The sequence below is a fragment of the Streptococcus hyointestinalis genome, from assembly GCF_041225505.1.
Lineage (GTDB): Bacteria > Bacillota > Bacilli > Lactobacillales > Streptococcaceae > Streptococcus > Streptococcus hyointestinalis_B.
Window position 1 is genome coordinate 18,108 of record NZ_JBCLSK010000020.1, and the last position, 14,752, is coordinate 32,859.

Consider the following 14,752-nt stretch of genomic DNA (forward strand, 5'->3'; position numbering starts at 1 on the left):
CGAACCATTTTCATTTTTCTCCAGCCAAACTTGCCAAAAAACGGGTGTGGTGGATGCACATCAGATGTGCACATAGCGGGCTGTTAGAGGGCGCCCTGTTATAAAATTTTCGGACCCTCCAAAAATTTGACCTCAAAATTCCATTTTCATAATATTTTCATAGCTATTTTCATAAAAATTTTAAACTATTTTTGTATCAAAATTTCTGTATTTTTTTCTTGAAAAAGCTCATCAACTCCAATCTCAAAAATTTCAGCAATAGCTTCAATCCAATTTTCAGGAGGAAGAAGATAAGAACTACGATATTCCTTTAATTTGTTGCAGAATCTATTAAAATCCATGGTTGTTGTTTCTACAGTGTGCGTCAGCTTAAAAATATTCTGATACAGTGTTAGATATCTTATGTTGGCTTTAGAGCGATAACAAGCAACATTTTCCCAAAAGATACGACCTTGAGAAATTTCATCAGCTTTGCGGAGTAATTCTCTACGTTCAATTTTCTTTTGTTGTGTTGGTAAAAACTGACCTAAATCATCTACCAAAATATTGCTTAAAACAACCGTGTCTGTTTCGAGCAAAGGGGTCTCTAAATATTTCTGCTTATTTGATAAAATCATAACCATAAAGCTTTTCATAGTTGTCTGATTATCTAACTTATAGCGCCAACTTGTGCGCTTTAAAATACTGAAACAGTCTTCTGTTTTTGTGAAAAATCGAAGTAGGTCAGTTTGTGTCATATCATCAATAACATAACTCTGAAACTGAATATTATGCTTAAGCAACCATTGCTCAATGTTATGACGTCTCACGGTATTGTTATCAAAATAAAGTTTTAGCATATCTAAATCTCCTTGATGTAAATTCTCGTTGGCAGGCTCCCCATTGTTCGTGATACACGTTGTTCACATTCTATCAGTCCACATAACTCTAACGAATCACGGTAATAGAGAAAAGTTTTCTTGCTACAGCCAAGTAGTTTTAGAAAAGCTTTGTTAGAAAAATCGATATAGACATCTCCATTTTCATCAAACTGTCCTCTTTCAGCTGCTTTGCGTTGTTCATCACATAAAATAGCATAGGTTAACCTTGCCCTATCTGATAAAAAAGCATATTCGGGGTCAGTATATAAGGCTTTTGGTATCAAATAATAATCATTTTCATAATCAATCATTCTGCTTACCTCTCAAATTGTTGTAGCCATTGAGCGACTTTACGTTTGTCGTATAAAGTTACTCCATCGATAACCATATGTGGCATACCTTCTTTTTGCCATTTAACGACAGTAGTTGTCGAAACATCTAGCCAACGACACAAACCAGACATACGAACCAACGGTTTATAAAGTTCCTTGTCTTCAAGGGCTTTTTCAATGGCAATTTGTAGCATATTATCATAGCGAGCCAGTAGCTCTTTTTCTTTTCGTTTAGGTAATTGTAAAATGAATTCTTCTGCCATTTGCAGGTTCTCCTTTTTCTTAAAATCATTTTTAAGCTATTTTCGCTGCCTATTTTCTGGGTATAGTTCAATCTAAAATAGTTCCATAGGGTAAATATACCTATCTAGTATTTCAGACTGAGCGACACTCCTATTTTTCAAGGGTTGCTCTTGTCCGTTTCATACGTTCAGCAAGTTCTTGGCGTTGTTCTTCTGTCATCTTGCGTTTTTTCTTAGGAAATACATTGATTGAAAAATCCTCACCAATCTTCATAATGGCATTGAGCCAAATCGTTCTGCCTTCTTCTTCCTCAGTGTTTAACACTTCATAAGCTTCAGGAAGCTTTAACACCTTTTGGATGTGCGGGTAATAATTAGTTTCAATCGTCCACTGTTTATCCAGTGCATCAAATCGGACAAACGTTTCTTGTTCTTCTAGTGTGTAAGCCATAGTTAACTCCTTTCATTGTTTTATAAGCTCCGAAAATACACCTACGTGTAACATGTATTTAATTTTATTCTCTTTTGTGTTTATTGTCAAGCATTTTTTCTCTTTTGTGTAATTTATGTTATAATTCTTAAAAAGGAGGAAGAAGAATTGACAAATTTTCAATTGCTTGTTAAAGATAGCAAATTAAGTCTAAAAGAAATAAGTGAAGCAACAGGGATAGGGTATTCTACTCTAGGAAATTATAATCAAGGAACTAGAATTCCGAATGCTAAAAATGCTCAAATTTTATCGGATTATTTTGGGGTATCAATTCCTTATTTGCTAGGAATTGATGATAATCCTGTTTTAAGAAATCCTAGTGAGGATAGTTTTGTGAAATCGTTTGTTAAGTTTTTAAAAGACGGTTCTGTAGCAAGTAAAAAGATTGATGATTGGACACCTTTTAAAGATGATGTTGCCAGTTTACTTGCTGATATTAGCGGAACAGGAATTTTAGAAAGCCATATTGACTTTTTGATAAAAGAAAAAGGCTATCACCCAATTATCGTGAAAGCCTATAAGCAATTTTTAAAAGAGCAATCTGAAACAATATTTCCATATCTGCTAAATAAGAGTGGTGATAAAAACTCACCTTATCATTATGTTTGGGAAGAGTGGGAAAAGTCTGAAGAGTATAAAGAGATGCAGAAAGCCGGACAAAAGAAAGACTAATATGTAATTTCATTGTTTTATAAGCTCCGAAAACTTTAGAAACGGAGAAATTACAATGTCTATTATTAAGTACAAGGCTAAAAAGTCCAAAACAGGCTATCTTTACAAAGTTAGAATTTACCGAGTGATTGACGGAAAACGTCATGATTATTTTAAAAGCGGTTTTAAAACGCGTAGGGAAGCAAAAGAACATGAAGCTATGATTTATCATAAAAAATCAACAGGGGAGCTCTCAGAGCTTCTCAGAGCCCCTGAGAGACGTTTTGAGGAAGTTTTTGAAGAATGGTTCAAAACATATCAAGATACTGTAGAGAGGACGACAAGCGTCCGTACTGATGATATGTTTCGGTTACACATCTTACCAACACTAGGAAATTTTAAAATTTCAAAAATAACTCCTTGGCAATGCCAGGAGTTTATTACAGAAAAGGGAAAAACGTTTAGAAATATTAAGCAAGTAAAGTCTTATACTAATCAAGTTTTTTCCTTTGCGGTTAAGATGAAATTGATTGCTGAGAACCCTATGAAAGACGTTACTTTACCTAAAAGAGAGCAAAAACAGTCTGATAATTTTTTCAATGTTGATGAATTACACGAATTTTTAGCTATTGTAAAGGTGGAAGAACCTTATAAGAACTATGCTTTATTTAGATTATTAGCTTATAGCGGTTTAAGGAAAGGCGAGCTTTATTCTTTAAGGTGGTCTGATATGAATTTTGATAAACAGATATTATCTGTCACCAAAAATTTAGGGCGGATAAAAGGAAAAGCAGTTGAAAAAAGTACTAAAAATAGATTTTCAGTGCGTCAAATTCCTTTAGACGCTGAAACAACAGCAATTTTGAGAGAATGGAAACAGCAAAGTAAAAAAGAAAAAGGGCAACTTTCAGTTACCCCATTAATTGATAATGATTATATGTTTACGTTTGTTGATAGAGACGGAAAAATACAGCCTTTGTATCAAGATTATATTAACAGCATATTGAAGCGTATTATCAATAAACATAATTTAAAGAAAATCACACCTCATGGGTTTAGGCATACTCATGCAACCTTAATGATAGAAGTAGGAGTAGACCCAGTTAATGCTGCCAAGCGGTTAGGTCATGCTAGTAGTCAAATGACATTAGATACCTACAGTCATGCCACAGAAGCAGGAGGAGAACAGACAATAAAAAAATTTGCTGATTATCTCAAAAAGTCAAATAATTAATTTTCCAAGACGGTACCAAAAACGGTACTAAAAATAAAAAAAGCCAATTTCGACTTCTCGAAAATGGCTTAATATCAACGTTTCTAGATGATAAATGCGGTTTCTTATTTGAGACCGTATTTTTTGTTGAAACGATCCACACGTCCGTCTGCTTGAGTGAATTTTTGACGACCTGTGTAGAATGGGTGTGAATCTGATGAGATTTCAACACGGATAAGTGGGTATTCAGCACCTTCAAATTCAACAGTTTCTTTAGAAGATTTTGTTGAACCGCTAAGGAACTTGTAGCCAGTAGTAGTGTCCATGAAGACAACTTGACGATATTCTGGATGGATATCTTTTTTCATGTTTAACAATTTTCCTTTCTGCCATAGCTCTTGTGAGCCATAGTTTATTAACTATTACATTCTACCAAAACTTGCCAGACTTGACAAGTCTTTTTAGCGAATTTTTTGACGGATAAGAAAAAGTCACTTCAAAAATAAATGAAATATTAGTTTAATATTATTTTAATGTTTTCAATCTCTTTTTCATATTATTAAAATAAACTTGTGTAACAATAAGAGATTGTTACTATAACATTATAAACAAATGAAAGAGAGGTCATTATGTCTTCTGAAAAACGTTTGAAGGTGATGGTTGTTTTTGGGACACGACCAGAAGCCATTAAGATGGCTCCTTTAATTTTTCAGTTGAAAAAGGAAAATCATTTATTTGAGACCAAGGTTGTGGTGACGTCACAGCACAGGGAACTTCTTGACCAAGTGTGTCAGGTGTTTGGGATAGGGCCTGATTATGATTGGGATGTCATGAGTGAGCGCCAGAGTTTGGTGGATGTGACGACAGTCATTCTTGAGAAATTGGACGCTGTGCTCAAAAAAGAACAGCCTGATATGGTTTTGGTTCATGGTGACACAGCGACAGCCTTTGCTGCTAGTCTAGCGACTTTTTACAATCACATTAAGCTGGGGCATGTCGAGGCTGGGCTTTGTACTTGGGACAAACTCTCACCCTTTCCAGAGGAGATGAATCGCCAGCTGACCGACGCTATGTGTGATGTCTACTTTGCACCAACTGCTAAGAGTAGAGCAAATCTCCTGCAAGAAGGACGAAGCCAAGATGCTATCTTTGTGACGGGAAATACGGTGATAGACACCCTGTCTCTGACTGTTAGCGATTCTTATCACCATGAGCTGTTTGATAGACTGGACGCTAACAAACGCTTTATTTTATTGACCATGCACCGTAGAGAAAGTCACGGTGACGCCATGAAAGAGGTGTTTGAGGTTATTTATGAAGTAAGCGCAGAGTATGAGGACTTGGAGATTGTCTTTCCAGTACATCCAAATCCCAATGTGCAAGCGCTAGCCAAGCAAATGCTAGATGGCGTTGAGCATATCCATCTCATCTCACCGCTTGATGTGGTTGATTTTCATAATATCGCACGGCGCAGCTATTTTATCATGACCGACTCAGGTGGTGTGCAAGAAGAAGCGCCGTCACTTGGTAAGCCTGTCCTTGTCTTACGTAAGGAAACAGAGCGCCCAGAAGGCGTGCAGGCAGGCACCTTGCGTTTAGTTGGTACTGACAAGGAAACGATTAAAAGCGCTATGCGAGAACTCTTGGGTGACAGAGAGTGCTACAATCGCATGGCAAGGGCGCAAAATCCTTATGGAGATGGCTGTGCGTCAGAGCGTATCACACAGGCACTAGCCTATCATTTTGGACGAGCAGAGCGCCCGCTAGATTTTGCAAGTGGGGTGAGTGATGAATAAGCAAAGACATTTGTTAATAGAGAGTGCGGTCTTATCAGCTGGATTACTGTTTTTGCTCATTTATGACTTTTTGGTGGATAAGCCTTTTTTGTCGAGTTTGTTTTGCCTACTTGCCTTGGCTTTAGTGAGCAATCTTTTCTTGAGTACGCTCTTAATTGCGTGGATGACGCTTTTGTCCATAGCTCTTGCGGTCATGATTTTGCTGTCTGGTGTGAGCTTTATGGCAGGTATGTCTCTTTTTTTGCTGGTGATTAGCTTTCCTTTGGCATTGACACTGGGCAATTGCTTGGTGGCTTATTACCACACGAGAGTATCTAAGGTCACCACAAAGGAAAAGCAGGCTGAAGCTGCCTATAAGGTCTTGCTTGAGGAGACCAGGGTTTCAGGGAGTCACCTGCAGATTAGTCTCGTTCATTGGGCGCATAATGACTATTTTTATCAAGTGCACTCCAAGGAATACCGCCGTATGATTAAGCACATGGCGGATACTCTGGAGCGCTTTGTCGGTTTAGAAGACAGTGTCTACTATCTCTCAGACGGTGATTTTTTGATTTTATCGACAGACGATAGTAAGGACTATGAGAAACTTATCCGTCAAACTTTGTTGCCTCAATTGCAAGCAGAGCTGTTTATCAATAAAAGTAGTCATCACAGCCTGCAATACCAGAGCGCTGTTATCAGTATGAGGAGTTCATTTGATACGGATACGATGTCCTTTTCAAAAGTACAGCATTTGCTAAAGCGTATGCTAGAGACCGACTTAATCGTAGAATATTGAAAGGAGTAGCAGATGTTAGTTGAGGTATTTCATGTTCTGGTGTGGATTGTCAGTATCCTCTTTGCGCTGAATTTTTGCGTGCTCGCTATTTGTTATCTAGTGATTTACAATCGGGTCAATCATCACTTTAAGGCGGTGAAGCATGATTAGTCAGCTCTCTATTATAGTGACCTTGGTGTCTATCTGGTTGTCGCTTTTTTGGTCGCTGTTGACTCTTTCTTCTGCTACCCATTTTTGGCTCAAGCACAGCAGATTTGACGTTGACCTATCGCCACTAAAAGAGTATCCGATGATTAGTGTTGTTGTACCTGCGCACAATGAAGAAGTGGTCATTGCAAAAACCATGCGTGCAATTTTAGCGATGAATTATCCAAAAGAAGCCATGGAAGTTTTGCTGTTTGCAGATAACTGTAGCGACGCAACCTTTTCAGAGATGGAGCGTGTCAAGGCAGACGCCAAGTACAAAGGTCACACCATTCGTCTAATAGAGCGTCAGGGCACAGGCGGGAAAGCTGGTGTCTTAAACGATGCACTAAAGCTGGCAAAGGGCGACTACATCGCTGTCTACGACGCAGACGCCATGCCAGAGGCTAATGCTCTTTATTTTCTGGTCAAAAAGATTTTGGAAAATAAAGACGACTATGTGGCTGCTTTTGGGCGCAATAAAACCCGCAACGCTAAGCAAAATCTCTTGACACGCTTTATCAATCAAGAAATCATCACCACACAGCGTGTGCAGCATGTGGGCAGTTGGCATTTGTTTAAAATTGGGCGTATTCCAGGGACGAATTTTCTCATTGAAAAGGCTTTTGTTGAGAGTATTGGTGGCTGGAGTTCGGGAGCTTTAACAGAGGACACCGACATTTCTTTTAAGATTATGGAAAAAGGTAAGCTCATCGCTCTCGCCTACAATTCAGAAGCTTTTCAGCAAGAGCCAGAGACGCTAAAAACCTACTACATGCAGAGAAAACGCTGGGCAAAAGGCAATTACGAGGTGGTTTTCAAAAATATTCGCCATCTCTTTAGACCCAGCAATTGGCGGGTCAAGCTAGAAGTTGTCTACTACACTTGTACCTTCTTCTGGTTCAATGCCGCTATTGTCCTATCAAACATCATCTTTGCGTCTAATCTTATCGCACTTGTTGTCAGACAATTTAACGATGAGGTGACTCTGCCTTTTACCTTTAACGGTAGCAATCTTTATTTGGAGCAGATGTTGTTTTTTAATTGGCTACTGATGATTTTGATTTACCTTTTGCAGATTCATCTAGCGATGGCAACACAATTTGGGCAGGCAATGTCTCACCAGCTTTGGATAGCCTTGCTTGCTTATTTTACCTATTCACAGTTATTTATTATCGTATCCATTGACGCTCTTGTGTCGCTCACCTTAGACAAGGTACTCCAGCGTGACGGGACAAAATGGGTGAAAACAAAACGCTTTTCAGGTTAGGAAGTTATGAGGAGAACGAAATTTAGATTTATTTGGTTTATAGTAGCACTGGTCTTACTTTCTGTGATTTTTCTACGAGCAAGACAGACCAATGACAAAGTGCTAAAGTCCAACCTCTACAAGGAGTGGACACGAAAATTTTTGGTGACAAAGGGTGATACAGCCTACATCAAAACGACAAACGACGTGACAAAAGACGTGGTTTTGTCAGAGGCGCAGGGCTATGGGATGTTGATTTCTGTTGAGGCATCCGAGGAAGGCTTAGCCAGCAAAAGTCAGTTTAATCATCTCTATCACTACTATCTCAGCCACCGTGATGGAAGCAGCCAGCTCATGTCTTGGCGACAAATTATCTCTGGGCAAAAAGAGACCTCACAAAAAAGCAACGCAACAGACGGCGACCTCTATATAGCCTATGCGCTTATCCGAGCGGCTAAGCTTTGGAATGATGAGGAATATAAAAAGCAAGCGAAGCGCTTGCTTGCAGACATCTTGACTTATAATTACAACAGCACACAGGAGGTGCTAACGGTAGGCAATTGGGCGACAAAAGACAGCGAGTATTACAACCTCGTCCGAACATCAGATGTACTTCCTGAGCAGTTTAGCAGTTTTTATGAGCTGTCAGGAGACGAGCGCTGGCTGACCATCAAGGATAACATGCTTGACAAATTGACTCTCGTTAGTCAAAAGGTCAAGACGGGTTTAGTTCCCGACTTTATCTGGCTGGAGGACGGCAATGTCAAGGTAGCTTCAAGCAACGATATGGCAAATGAATTTGACGGCAGTTATTCTTACAACGCCTGTCGTCTGCCTTACAATCTAGCCCATAGCAAGGACGCTAAAAGTCAGCAGGTGCTAGGCAAGGTGATGACCTTTTTCATGAGTAAAAACCATGTCTACACTGGCTACGACCTAGCAGGACACGCCCTCACCAAGCAAAATGCGGGCAGTTTTTCAGCACCGCTGCTTTATGCCGGCAGTCAAAACACAGACTATCAAAAATTGGTCGAGGAAAATCGCTATATTTTCATGACCAAACTGTCTGGACAGTCCTACTATGACGCTACGCTGGTGACACTGGTCGCTCTTGAGACCTTATAAAAAGCCAATTGCTAAAAGCAATGGCTTTTTTTCTAGGCAAATAAATCCTTTAATTCTTGGAAAATCTGTTCATTCTCAGCTAGGCTGTAGGAGTTGGCACCGCTAGCTAGGGGATGTCCACCGCCATCATGGCGCTTAGCGATGGTATTGATGACTTTTTCCTTACTACGCAGGCGCACACGGTAATGCCCATCAGCCTGCTCCACAAAAATTGCCCACGTCTCAACGCTGTCAATCTTCCCAGGCACACCAACAATAGCAGCCGTCTCAGCGTCAGTCACATCAAAGTGTTTGAGTGTTTCCTGGGTCAAGAGCACACGAGCAGCACCAGTTGAGTCAATCTCGAGGTGGTCAAAGACGTAACTCTGCAATTTTGCCACCTTGAGTGAAAAGGAATCCATCCGGCGTGACAAAGCGGCAAAATCAAACTGAAACTGACGCAGAAAACTGGCGATAGCAAGCGTCTTACTAGTTGTTGCAGGGTAGAGAAAGCGCCCTGTATCCCCGACAATACCTGTGTAGAGCAGGCGTGCTGCCTCATCAGACAGACTGAGTCCAACGGTCTGCGCAAAATTACAGATAATCTCACTAGCGCTTGAAGCGGTCGTATCCACATAGCAGATGTCACCGTAGACATCATCGTTTGGATGGTGGTCCATCTTAATCAGAAATGCCCCTTTGGTATAGCGCTTATCGTCAATGCGAGGGGTGTTGGCTGTATCTGTCACAATGACCAAGGCGTCCTTGTAGTCGCTGTCTGCTACATCGTCCATTTGTGCCACCCAAGACAGACTAGGCTCGTTGTAGCCTGTAGCAAGGACTCGCTTATCTGGGAAATTATGCTTGATAATCTCTTTCAGCCCCACTTGGCTGCCTAGAGCGTCTGGGTCTGGCTTCATGTGGCGGTGAATGATGATGGTGTTATAGTTTTGGATTTGTGCTAAAATCTCTTGAAACATACAATTCTCTTTTCTAACTAGCAGTTTTATTCATTATACCACAAATAGAGCGGGATATTATGAGAGAAGTCCTCATTTGAGTAGTTTTCCCCTTGAAATAATCCTTATTTTTGTTAGAATAGAAACAATATACTATTGAGACGGAGGATATAGTGTGAGTGCGATTGATTTTCACGCTTTAGCAAAAGCAGAACTACATTGTCATTTAGATGGCTCTTTGTCCATTCCTGTGATTCGCAAGTTGGCTAAAATGGCGAATGTGACGCTTCCTGAGAGTGACGCTGATTTAAAAGAGCGTATCACCGCTCCTAAGGATGCAACTAGTCTAGTGGATTATCTCAGAACCTTTGACTTTGTCCGTCCGCTTTTGCAGACAAAGGAAGCGCTGCGCCTAGCTGCCTATGACGTAGCGAGACAAGCTGCTAGTGAAAATGTCCTCTATATCGAGGTGCGATTTGCCCCAGAGCTCTCAATGGATGAGGGGCTCACTGCTAAGGAAACCATAGAAGGCATGGTCGCTGGTCTCAAGGACGCCCAAGAGGAGTTTGGTATCGTTGCTAAGTGTCTAGCCTGTGGCATGCGTCAGGCTAGCGTGACACTTACCGAAGCGCTTTTTGAGGAAATAGCAGAGCTGGCTGCTGATGGTTTTGTAGGTTTTGACTTTGCTGGAGATGAGCACGGCTTTCCTCCAGAAAAGATTAAAGAACTCATCGCCTACACGCAATCGCTAGGCTATCCCATGACCTTTCACGCTGGTGAGTGCGGTTGTCCCAACCACATCACAGACAGCATTGCACTAGGTATCAAACGCATGGGACATGTGACAGCCATCTGCCAAGAGCCAGAGATTTTAGAAGAGTTTGTCAAGGCTGGAGTGACTGCAGAGCTGTGTCTAACCAGCAACCTCCAAACCAAAGCTGCACAGACAATAACTGATTTTCCTTATCTGGACTTGGTCAAGGCTGGCGCTAAACTCAGTATCAATACCGACAACCGCACCGTGTCTGATACCACCTTGGCAAAGGAATACCAGCTCTTTCACGATTATTTTGGAGTCGATGTGGCTCATTTTCTAGAGTATAATCAAATGGCGCTTGACGCTGCCTTTATCAATCAAGACCAAAAAGAAGCGCTGAAAGCGAAACTTTTAGAAAATTATCAGCCTTTCTTAAAATAAACTGTCAAATCAACTGAAATTATGCTAAAATAGAGCTAATAATAGGGAGGAACTTATGGCTTTAGCAAAAATTATTTACGCCAGCATGACTGGTAATACAGAAGAAATCGCAGATATTGTCGGACAGAAACTAGAAGAACTCGGACACGATGTTGAGGTTGATGAGTGTACAACTGTTGACGCTAGTGACTTTGAGGACGCAGACCTTGCCATTGTAGCCACTTACACCTATGGCGATGGTGACCTGCCAGATGAGATTGTCGACCTCTACGAAGATTTAGCAGACCTTGACTTATCAGGGAAAATCTATGGTGTGGTTGGCTCTGGAGATACCTTCTACGATTATTTCTGTAAGGCTGTTGATGACTTTGAAGAACAATTCGCACAAACAGGTGCTGAAAAAGGCGCAGAGAGTGTTAAAGTCGACCTAGCAGCTGAAGATGAGGACATTGAGAAATTAGAAGCTTTTGCAGAGACCTTATCTGCTAAGCTAGGATAGAGGGAGCTAGCTATGAGTTGTCAGCTTTAGGGCAAAAAACTCATAGTTTTTTATACGCTTATGACAAAAAAACGTTTCCAACTCCCCTACAAATGGATTGAGCGGCTGCTGATTATTTTTGGGCTCCTCTTAGTGGTGAGCTATGCTAGCGTTTATCTCATTCATAACTGGGACAAATTGCTAAATCTGAGCGAGACGTCAAAGAGTATCACGGATTTTTTACAGCGTTTTCGCTCACCCACATGGACTAATTTTGCCATTCTCACTCTGCTGACAGCAGTGACTGCAGCCATTCCCTTTATGTCCAATGCTGCCTTTGCGATTTTTAATGGGATGACTTTTGGTCCTTTTATTGGCTTTGCCATGACCCTAACAGCTAATCTTCTTGGTAACTTTGGCTTAATCCAAATCTTAAAGGTCTTGCCCCTCTCTAGGCAGGATTCAAAGGTCAATGAACACCTCAAAACCTTGGACAAACTCCCAGACCCCAAGTTAGCTATTGCGCTTGGCTATATGTTTCCCATTGTCCCTACCATTTTAGTCAACTATCGTATCGTCGAGATGAAGTTGACCTTTAGAGAGTGGCTGCTGTTGGCGAGTGTCGGCTTAGCACCTCTAAGTCTTCTCTACACACTAGGTGGAACAGCTATTTTACGAGGTAATATCAAACTGCTAGTTGCTATTATCGTGATTGGCGGACTTGCCTTTATTGGGTTTAAAATCTTCCAGAAGAAAGGACATCACAAACATGAATCTCACAGACACACGAAAAGCCATTGATGTGCTTGATAATGACTTGGTCGCTCTGCTAGAGAAGCGTATGCAGCTTGTTTCTGAAGTTGTTGCTTACAAAAAAGCAACAGGCAAGGCAGTTTTTGACAAAGAACGTGAAGAAGCTATCCTTGAAAAAGTTGCAGCACGTGTTACAAACAAAGACTTTGAAGAAGCGGTCGTTGCGACTTTTTCGGACATCATGAAACAATCACGCCTCTATCAGGAAAAACAATTACATGACTAGATTAAAAGAAAGTAGCGCTGTTTTTGTCGGCGCTACTCTTGGTGGTTTGGCACGTTATTTACTAGGGCTTTACCTGCCGACCTTAGCTGGTTTGTCGCTAGGTATGCTCCTTGTAAATTACCTAGGAACCTTTCTCTTGGTCTTTTTTGTCAAGGGCTATCTAAGTCAAAAAGGGTTATCATCTTCTTTACAACTGGCACTAGGCACTGGTTTTTGTGGCAGTTTCACAACCTTTTCAAGCGCTATGCTGGATTTATTCAAGCTGCTAAGAGCAGGCGATTATCTCGCTTTTGGCTCTTATAGTTTTTTGATAATTGTTGGTGGCTTATTGGTTGCTTACTTGTCTTATTGCTTGCTTACGAGCGTGGAGGGTAGACAGTGATTGTTATTTATATGATGTTTTGCTGTGCTATCGGGGCACTTTTACGCTTTTTTCTATCAAGACTCAATAAAAAACAAGTTTATCTAGGTACTTTTTTAGCAAATATGCTGGGCTGTTTTTGTCTTGGTCTTGTTTACCGTTGTGTACCAGACAGTCCGGCTTATACCATTCTTGCGACAGGTTTTTGTGGTGGCTTGACCACCTACTCCACCTTTCAAGCTGAACTATTAGCGCTGTTTAAAAGCCCTAAAAATCTAGTGATTTATCTGGCTACGACCTATATTTTTGGCTTTTTAGCGATTTGTATCGGTTATTTTATTCCATTTGCTTTACAGAAATAACTGGGTATGATATACTACTAAGAGTGTGTAATGGACACACAAAAAACGGCTAATCCGCTGGGACAAGAACTTTATGATTAGCAAGAGAAGGAGAAAAAAATAATGAATCCATTGATCCAAAGTTTGACAGAAGGTCAACTTCGTACTGACATCCCATCATTCCGCCCTGGTGACACTGTGCGTGTACACGCAAAAGTTGTCGAAGGAACACGTGAACGTATCCAAATTTTTGAAGGTGTTGTTATCTCTCGTAAAGGTCAAGGCATCTCAGAAATGTACACTGTTCGTAAAATTTCAAGCGGTATCGGTGTAGAACGTACTTTCCCAGTACACACACCACGTGTTGATAAAATCGAAGTGGTTCGTTACGGTAAAGTACGCCGTGCTAAACTTTACTACTTGCGTGCATTGCAAGGTAAAGCAGCTCGTATCAAAGAAATCCGTAAATAATTCTGATACTCTTGTATCAAATCTGCCTTTTGGCAGATTTTTTACTAGACCCCTTAGTTCAATGGATATAACAACTCCCTCCTAAGGAGTAGTTGCTGGTTCGATTCCGGCAGGGGTCATTATTAGGTGAATATAAGTTAAGGGAACTATATACAAGTTTACACCAGCAACAATATGTAGTGTTTACGAAAACATCAAAAAGACGATTTCCTATCTAGGAAGTCGCCTTTTTTGATATTGTTAAAATACTATATGTTGTAGTTGGTGTAAACTGATATATAGTTCCCATATTATTTTTCCTTAACACGGTTCTTGCAAAAAATAGAATAACGCTTTAGCATATCAATAATGGAGGCAATTATTCTAAACTATTGGTATTTTTTATAAAATTTCAAGTGAACGAATGAAAGCAAGGTAATAGAAGATTTCATAATTGATTATTTTCCAAAGCTGAGGTATAATGAATATAGAAAAAGGGCAGTTGCGTAAACAACTCCCCTATGCAGAACCGTTTAAGACGGTGGCGAAGATAACTGTAAAAAATAACCGTTAACCTGCCAAAGTTGAGACGGTTATTTTTTATTGTTCATTTTTACGATAACAATAACCAAGCCAATAAGGGTAAGTAGAAAACTACCGAACCCCAGCATGAGTTGGATTGCCTCGTAAGTGGACAATAAACTGCTCCTTTCTGTTAGATTTTGATGAATCGCCCATAGGCACCACCACCCTTTCAGAATAAGAGCCACCGTCTTAACTTTTCTACTTCCTTATTATATCATACCTTAGAAAAAACCAGTAGGGCATATCATCTAGAGGTTTAACATGATGATTAGAAGCCCACAGATAGAGATTATTGTTGACAGTTGACAAACTAAAAGACGCTAGCTGTTGGCTGGTGTTTTTTGAATAAACTGTATTGATAACCTCTTCGGCAAAATTCAAGTCCAAGTTAGCCAGCGTATAACACCTCTCTGGGAGTTTTGTAATCTAATACTTTCTTAGGA

Annotated in this window: 21 protein-coding genes and 1 tRNA gene; 15 read left to right on the forward strand and 7 right to left on the reverse strand. The window is 40.3% G+C overall.

The genetic code is table 11. The features are described from left to right. Nucleotides 1-185: 185 nt before the first annotated feature. From AALA56_RS06130 to AALA56_RS06145, 4 genes are all read right to left on the reverse strand, one after another. Complete coding sequence (locus tag AALA56_RS06130; RefSeq protein ID WP_369909230.1) at nucleotides 186-839, reverse strand: hypothetical protein; 654 nt, start codon at nucleotides 837-839, stop codon at nucleotides 186-188. Nucleotides 840-841: 2 nt separating this feature from the next. Then, nucleotides 842-1,171 (reverse strand): replication initiator protein A, encoded by a 330-nt coding sequence (locus AALA56_RS06135; RefSeq protein ID WP_369909231.1) that lies wholly within the window; start codon nucleotides 1,169-1,171, stop codon nucleotides 842-844. A 5-nt stretch (nucleotides 1,172-1,176) separates the two neighbouring features. Further along, a complete protein-coding gene (locus AALA56_RS06140; protein ID WP_369909232.1) occupies nucleotides 1,177-1,455 on the reverse strand; it encodes a DNA-binding protein in 279 nt (92 codons plus the stop codon). Between the two features lie 130 nt (nucleotides 1,456-1,585). Beyond that, entirely contained in the window at nucleotides 1,586-1,885 is a 300-nt protein-coding gene (locus AALA56_RS06145) for a hypothetical protein (RefSeq protein ID WP_369909233.1), read from the reverse strand. Between the two features lie 147 nt (nucleotides 1,886-2,032). On the opposite strand from AALA56_RS06145, the gene AALA56_RS06150 reads away from it, so the two are divergent. Together AALA56_RS06150 and AALA56_RS06155 are read left to right on the forward strand one after the other, a co-directional pair. Further along, on the forward strand, nucleotides 2,033-2,596 hold the full coding sequence (locus AALA56_RS06150; protein WP_369909234.1) for a helix-turn-helix domain-containing protein: 564 nt from the start codon (nucleotides 2,033-2,035) through the stop codon (nucleotides 2,594-2,596). Between the two features lie 55 nt (nucleotides 2,597-2,651). Further along, a complete protein-coding gene (locus AALA56_RS06155; protein WP_369909235.1) occupies nucleotides 2,652-3,809 on the forward strand; it encodes a tyrosine-type recombinase/integrase in 1,158 nt (385 codons plus the stop codon). 104 nt (nucleotides 3,810-3,913) lie between these two features. Here the strand turns inward: AALA56_RS06155 and AALA56_RS06160 are convergent, their stop codons facing one another. After that, nucleotides 3,914-4,156, reverse strand: coding sequence for a type B 50S ribosomal protein L31 (locus AALA56_RS06160; protein ID WP_115269015.1), 243 nt, complete (start codon nucleotides 4,154-4,156; stop codon nucleotides 3,914-3,916). A 261-nt stretch (nucleotides 4,157-4,417) separates the two neighbouring features. Here AALA56_RS06160 and wecB point away from each other — a divergent pair, with 261 nt between their 5' ends. Genes wecB through AALA56_RS06185 form a run of 5 tightly spaced genes read left to right on the forward strand, consistent with a single transcriptional unit; the run spans nucleotide 4,418 to nucleotide 8,919 of the window. After that, nucleotides 4,418-5,584: a non-hydrolyzing UDP-N-acetylglucosamine 2-epimerase gene (wecB, locus tag AALA56_RS06165; RefSeq protein WP_369909236.1), complete on the forward strand. Its 1,167-nt coding sequence runs from the start codon at nucleotides 4,418-4,420 to the stop codon at nucleotides 5,582-5,584. Further along, a complete protein-coding gene (locus AALA56_RS06170; RefSeq protein WP_369909237.1) occupies nucleotides 5,577-6,362 on the forward strand; it encodes a hypothetical protein in 786 nt (261 codons plus the stop codon). Before wecB ends, AALA56_RS06170 begins: the two co-directional genes overlap by 8 nt. Nucleotides 6,363-6,374: 12 nt before the next feature. Then, complete coding sequence (locus AALA56_RS06175) at nucleotides 6,375-6,512, forward strand: hypothetical protein (RefSeq protein WP_164683363.1); 138 nt, start codon at nucleotides 6,375-6,377, stop codon at nucleotides 6,510-6,512. Then, nucleotides 6,505-7,815: a glycosyltransferase family 2 protein gene (locus tag AALA56_RS06180; RefSeq protein ID WP_369909238.1), complete on the forward strand. Its 1,311-nt coding sequence runs from the start codon at nucleotides 6,505-6,507 to the stop codon at nucleotides 7,813-7,815. Before AALA56_RS06175 ends, AALA56_RS06180 begins: the two co-directional genes overlap by 8 nt. Before the next feature lie 6 nt (nucleotides 7,816-7,821). After that, nucleotides 7,822-8,919, forward strand: a complete 1,098-nt coding sequence (locus AALA56_RS06185) for a glycosyl hydrolase family 8 (protein ID WP_369909239.1) — start codon at nucleotides 7,822-7,824, stop codon at nucleotides 8,917-8,919. Between the two features lie 32 nt (nucleotides 8,920-8,951). Here AALA56_RS06185 and AALA56_RS06190 read toward each other — a convergent pair whose 3' ends face one another. Then, nucleotides 8,952-9,878, reverse strand: a complete 927-nt coding sequence (locus AALA56_RS06190) for a DHH family phosphoesterase (RefSeq protein ID WP_369909240.1) — start codon at nucleotides 9,876-9,878, stop codon at nucleotides 8,952-8,954. A 154-nt stretch (nucleotides 9,879-10,032) separates the two neighbouring features. Between AALA56_RS06190 and add the strand changes: the two genes are divergently transcribed. The 8 genes from add to AALA56_RS06230 all read left to right on the forward strand — a co-directional run bounded on the left by add (nucleotide 10,033) and on the right by AALA56_RS06230 (nucleotide 13,864). Continuing rightward, entirely contained in the window at nucleotides 10,033-11,055 is a 1,023-nt protein-coding gene (add, locus tag AALA56_RS06195) for an adenosine deaminase (RefSeq protein ID WP_369909241.1), read from the forward strand. Between the two features lie 55 nt (nucleotides 11,056-11,110). Beyond that, nucleotides 11,111-11,554, forward strand: coding sequence for a flavodoxin (locus tag AALA56_RS06200; protein ID WP_164683358.1), 444 nt, complete (start codon nucleotides 11,111-11,113; stop codon nucleotides 11,552-11,554). 60 nt (nucleotides 11,555-11,614) lie between these two features. Further along, a complete protein-coding gene (locus tag AALA56_RS06205; protein ID WP_369909243.1) occupies nucleotides 11,615-12,334 on the forward strand; it encodes a VTT domain-containing protein in 720 nt (239 codons plus the stop codon). Continuing rightward, nucleotides 12,303-12,572: a chorismate mutase gene (locus AALA56_RS06210; RefSeq protein ID WP_115269031.1), complete on the forward strand. Its 270-nt coding sequence runs from the start codon at nucleotides 12,303-12,305 to the stop codon at nucleotides 12,570-12,572. The genes AALA56_RS06205 and AALA56_RS06210 overlap by 32 nt, the downstream gene beginning before the upstream one ends. Beyond that, the gene (gene crcB / locus AALA56_RS06215) at nucleotides 12,565-12,954 is read left to right on the forward strand and encodes a fluoride efflux transporter CrcB (RefSeq protein ID WP_369909244.1); all 390 of its coding nucleotides are present in this window, start codon (nucleotides 12,565-12,567) and stop codon (nucleotides 12,952-12,954) included. The genes AALA56_RS06210 and crcB (AALA56_RS06215) overlap by 8 nt, the downstream gene beginning before the upstream one ends. Then, nucleotides 12,954-13,295 (forward strand): fluoride efflux transporter CrcB, encoded by a 342-nt coding sequence (gene crcB / locus AALA56_RS06220; RefSeq protein ID WP_369909246.1) that lies wholly within the window; start codon nucleotides 12,954-12,956, stop codon nucleotides 13,293-13,295. Before crcB (AALA56_RS06215) ends, crcB (AALA56_RS06220) begins: the two co-directional genes overlap by 1 nt. Before the next feature lie 102 nt (nucleotides 13,296-13,397). Further along, entirely contained in the window at nucleotides 13,398-13,745 is a 348-nt protein-coding gene (rplS, locus tag AALA56_RS06225; RefSeq protein ID WP_115269035.1) for a 50S ribosomal protein L19, read from the forward strand. Between the two features lie 47 nt (nucleotides 13,746-13,792). Continuing rightward, nucleotides 13,793-13,864 (forward strand) — tRNA-Arg (locus tag AALA56_RS06230). A 453-nt stretch (nucleotides 13,865-14,317) separates the two neighbouring features. Here the strand turns inward: AALA56_RS06230 and AALA56_RS06235 are convergent. Further along, nucleotides 14,318-14,494: a putative holin-like toxin gene (locus tag AALA56_RS06235; RefSeq protein ID WP_369909245.1), complete on the reverse strand. Its 177-nt coding sequence runs from the start codon at nucleotides 14,492-14,494 to the stop codon at nucleotides 14,318-14,320. Nucleotides 14,495-14,752 lie beyond the last annotated feature (258 nt).

Excerpts from the sequence above, each read along its gene's own strand:
- AALA56_RS06130 (WP_369909230.1), bottom strand. The coding sequence starts at position 839 with ATGCTAAAACTTTATTTTGATAACAATACCGTGAGACGTCATAACATT.
- AALA56_RS06135 (WP_369909231.1), bottom strand. The coding sequence starts at position 1,171 with ATGATTGATTATGAAAATGATTATTATTTGATACCAAAAGCCTTATAT.
- AALA56_RS06140 (WP_369909232.1), bottom strand. The coding sequence starts at position 1,455 with ATGGCAGAAGAATTCATTTTACAATTACCTAAACGAAAAGAAAAAGAG.
- AALA56_RS06145 (WP_369909233.1), bottom strand. The coding sequence starts at position 1,885 with ATGGCTTACACACTAGAAGAACAAGAAACGTTTGTCCGATTTGATGCA.
- AALA56_RS06155 (WP_369909235.1), top strand. The coding sequence starts at position 2,652 with ATGTCTATTATTAAGTACAAGGCTAAAAAGTCCAAAACAGGCTATCTT.
- AALA56_RS06160 (WP_115269015.1), bottom strand. The coding sequence starts at position 4,156 with ATGAAAAAAGATATCCATCCAGAATATCGTCAAGTTGTCTTCATGGAC.
- wecB (WP_369909236.1), top strand. The coding sequence starts at position 4,418 with ATGTCTTCTGAAAAACGTTTGAAGGTGATGGTTGTTTTTGGGACACGA.
- AALA56_RS06170 (WP_369909237.1), top strand. The coding sequence starts at position 5,577 with ATGAATAAGCAAAGACATTTGTTAATAGAGAGTGCGGTCTTATCAGCT.
- AALA56_RS06175 (WP_164683363.1), top strand. The coding sequence starts at position 6,375 with ATGTTAGTTGAGGTATTTCATGTTCTGGTGTGGATTGTCAGTATCCTC.
- AALA56_RS06180 (WP_369909238.1), top strand. The coding sequence starts at position 6,505 with ATGATTAGTCAGCTCTCTATTATAGTGACCTTGGTGTCTATCTGGTTG.
- AALA56_RS06185 (WP_369909239.1), top strand. The coding sequence starts at position 7,822 with ATGAGGAGAACGAAATTTAGATTTATTTGGTTTATAGTAGCACTGGTC.
- AALA56_RS06190 (WP_369909240.1), bottom strand. The coding sequence starts at position 9,878 with ATGTTTCAAGAGATTTTAGCACAAATCCAAAACTATAACACCATCATC.
- AALA56_RS06200 (WP_164683358.1), top strand. The coding sequence starts at position 11,111 with ATGGCTTTAGCAAAAATTATTTACGCCAGCATGACTGGTAATACAGAA.
- AALA56_RS06205 (WP_369909243.1), top strand. The coding sequence starts at position 11,615 with ATGACAAAAAAACGTTTCCAACTCCCCTACAAATGGATTGAGCGGCTG.
- AALA56_RS06210 (WP_115269031.1), top strand. The coding sequence starts at position 12,303 with ATGAATCTCACAGACACACGAAAAGCCATTGATGTGCTTGATAATGAC.
- crcB (WP_369909244.1), top strand. The coding sequence starts at position 12,565 with ATGACTAGATTAAAAGAAAGTAGCGCTGTTTTTGTCGGCGCTACTCTT.
- rplS (WP_115269035.1), top strand. The coding sequence starts at position 13,398 with ATGAATCCATTGATCCAAAGTTTGACAGAAGGTCAACTTCGTACTGAC.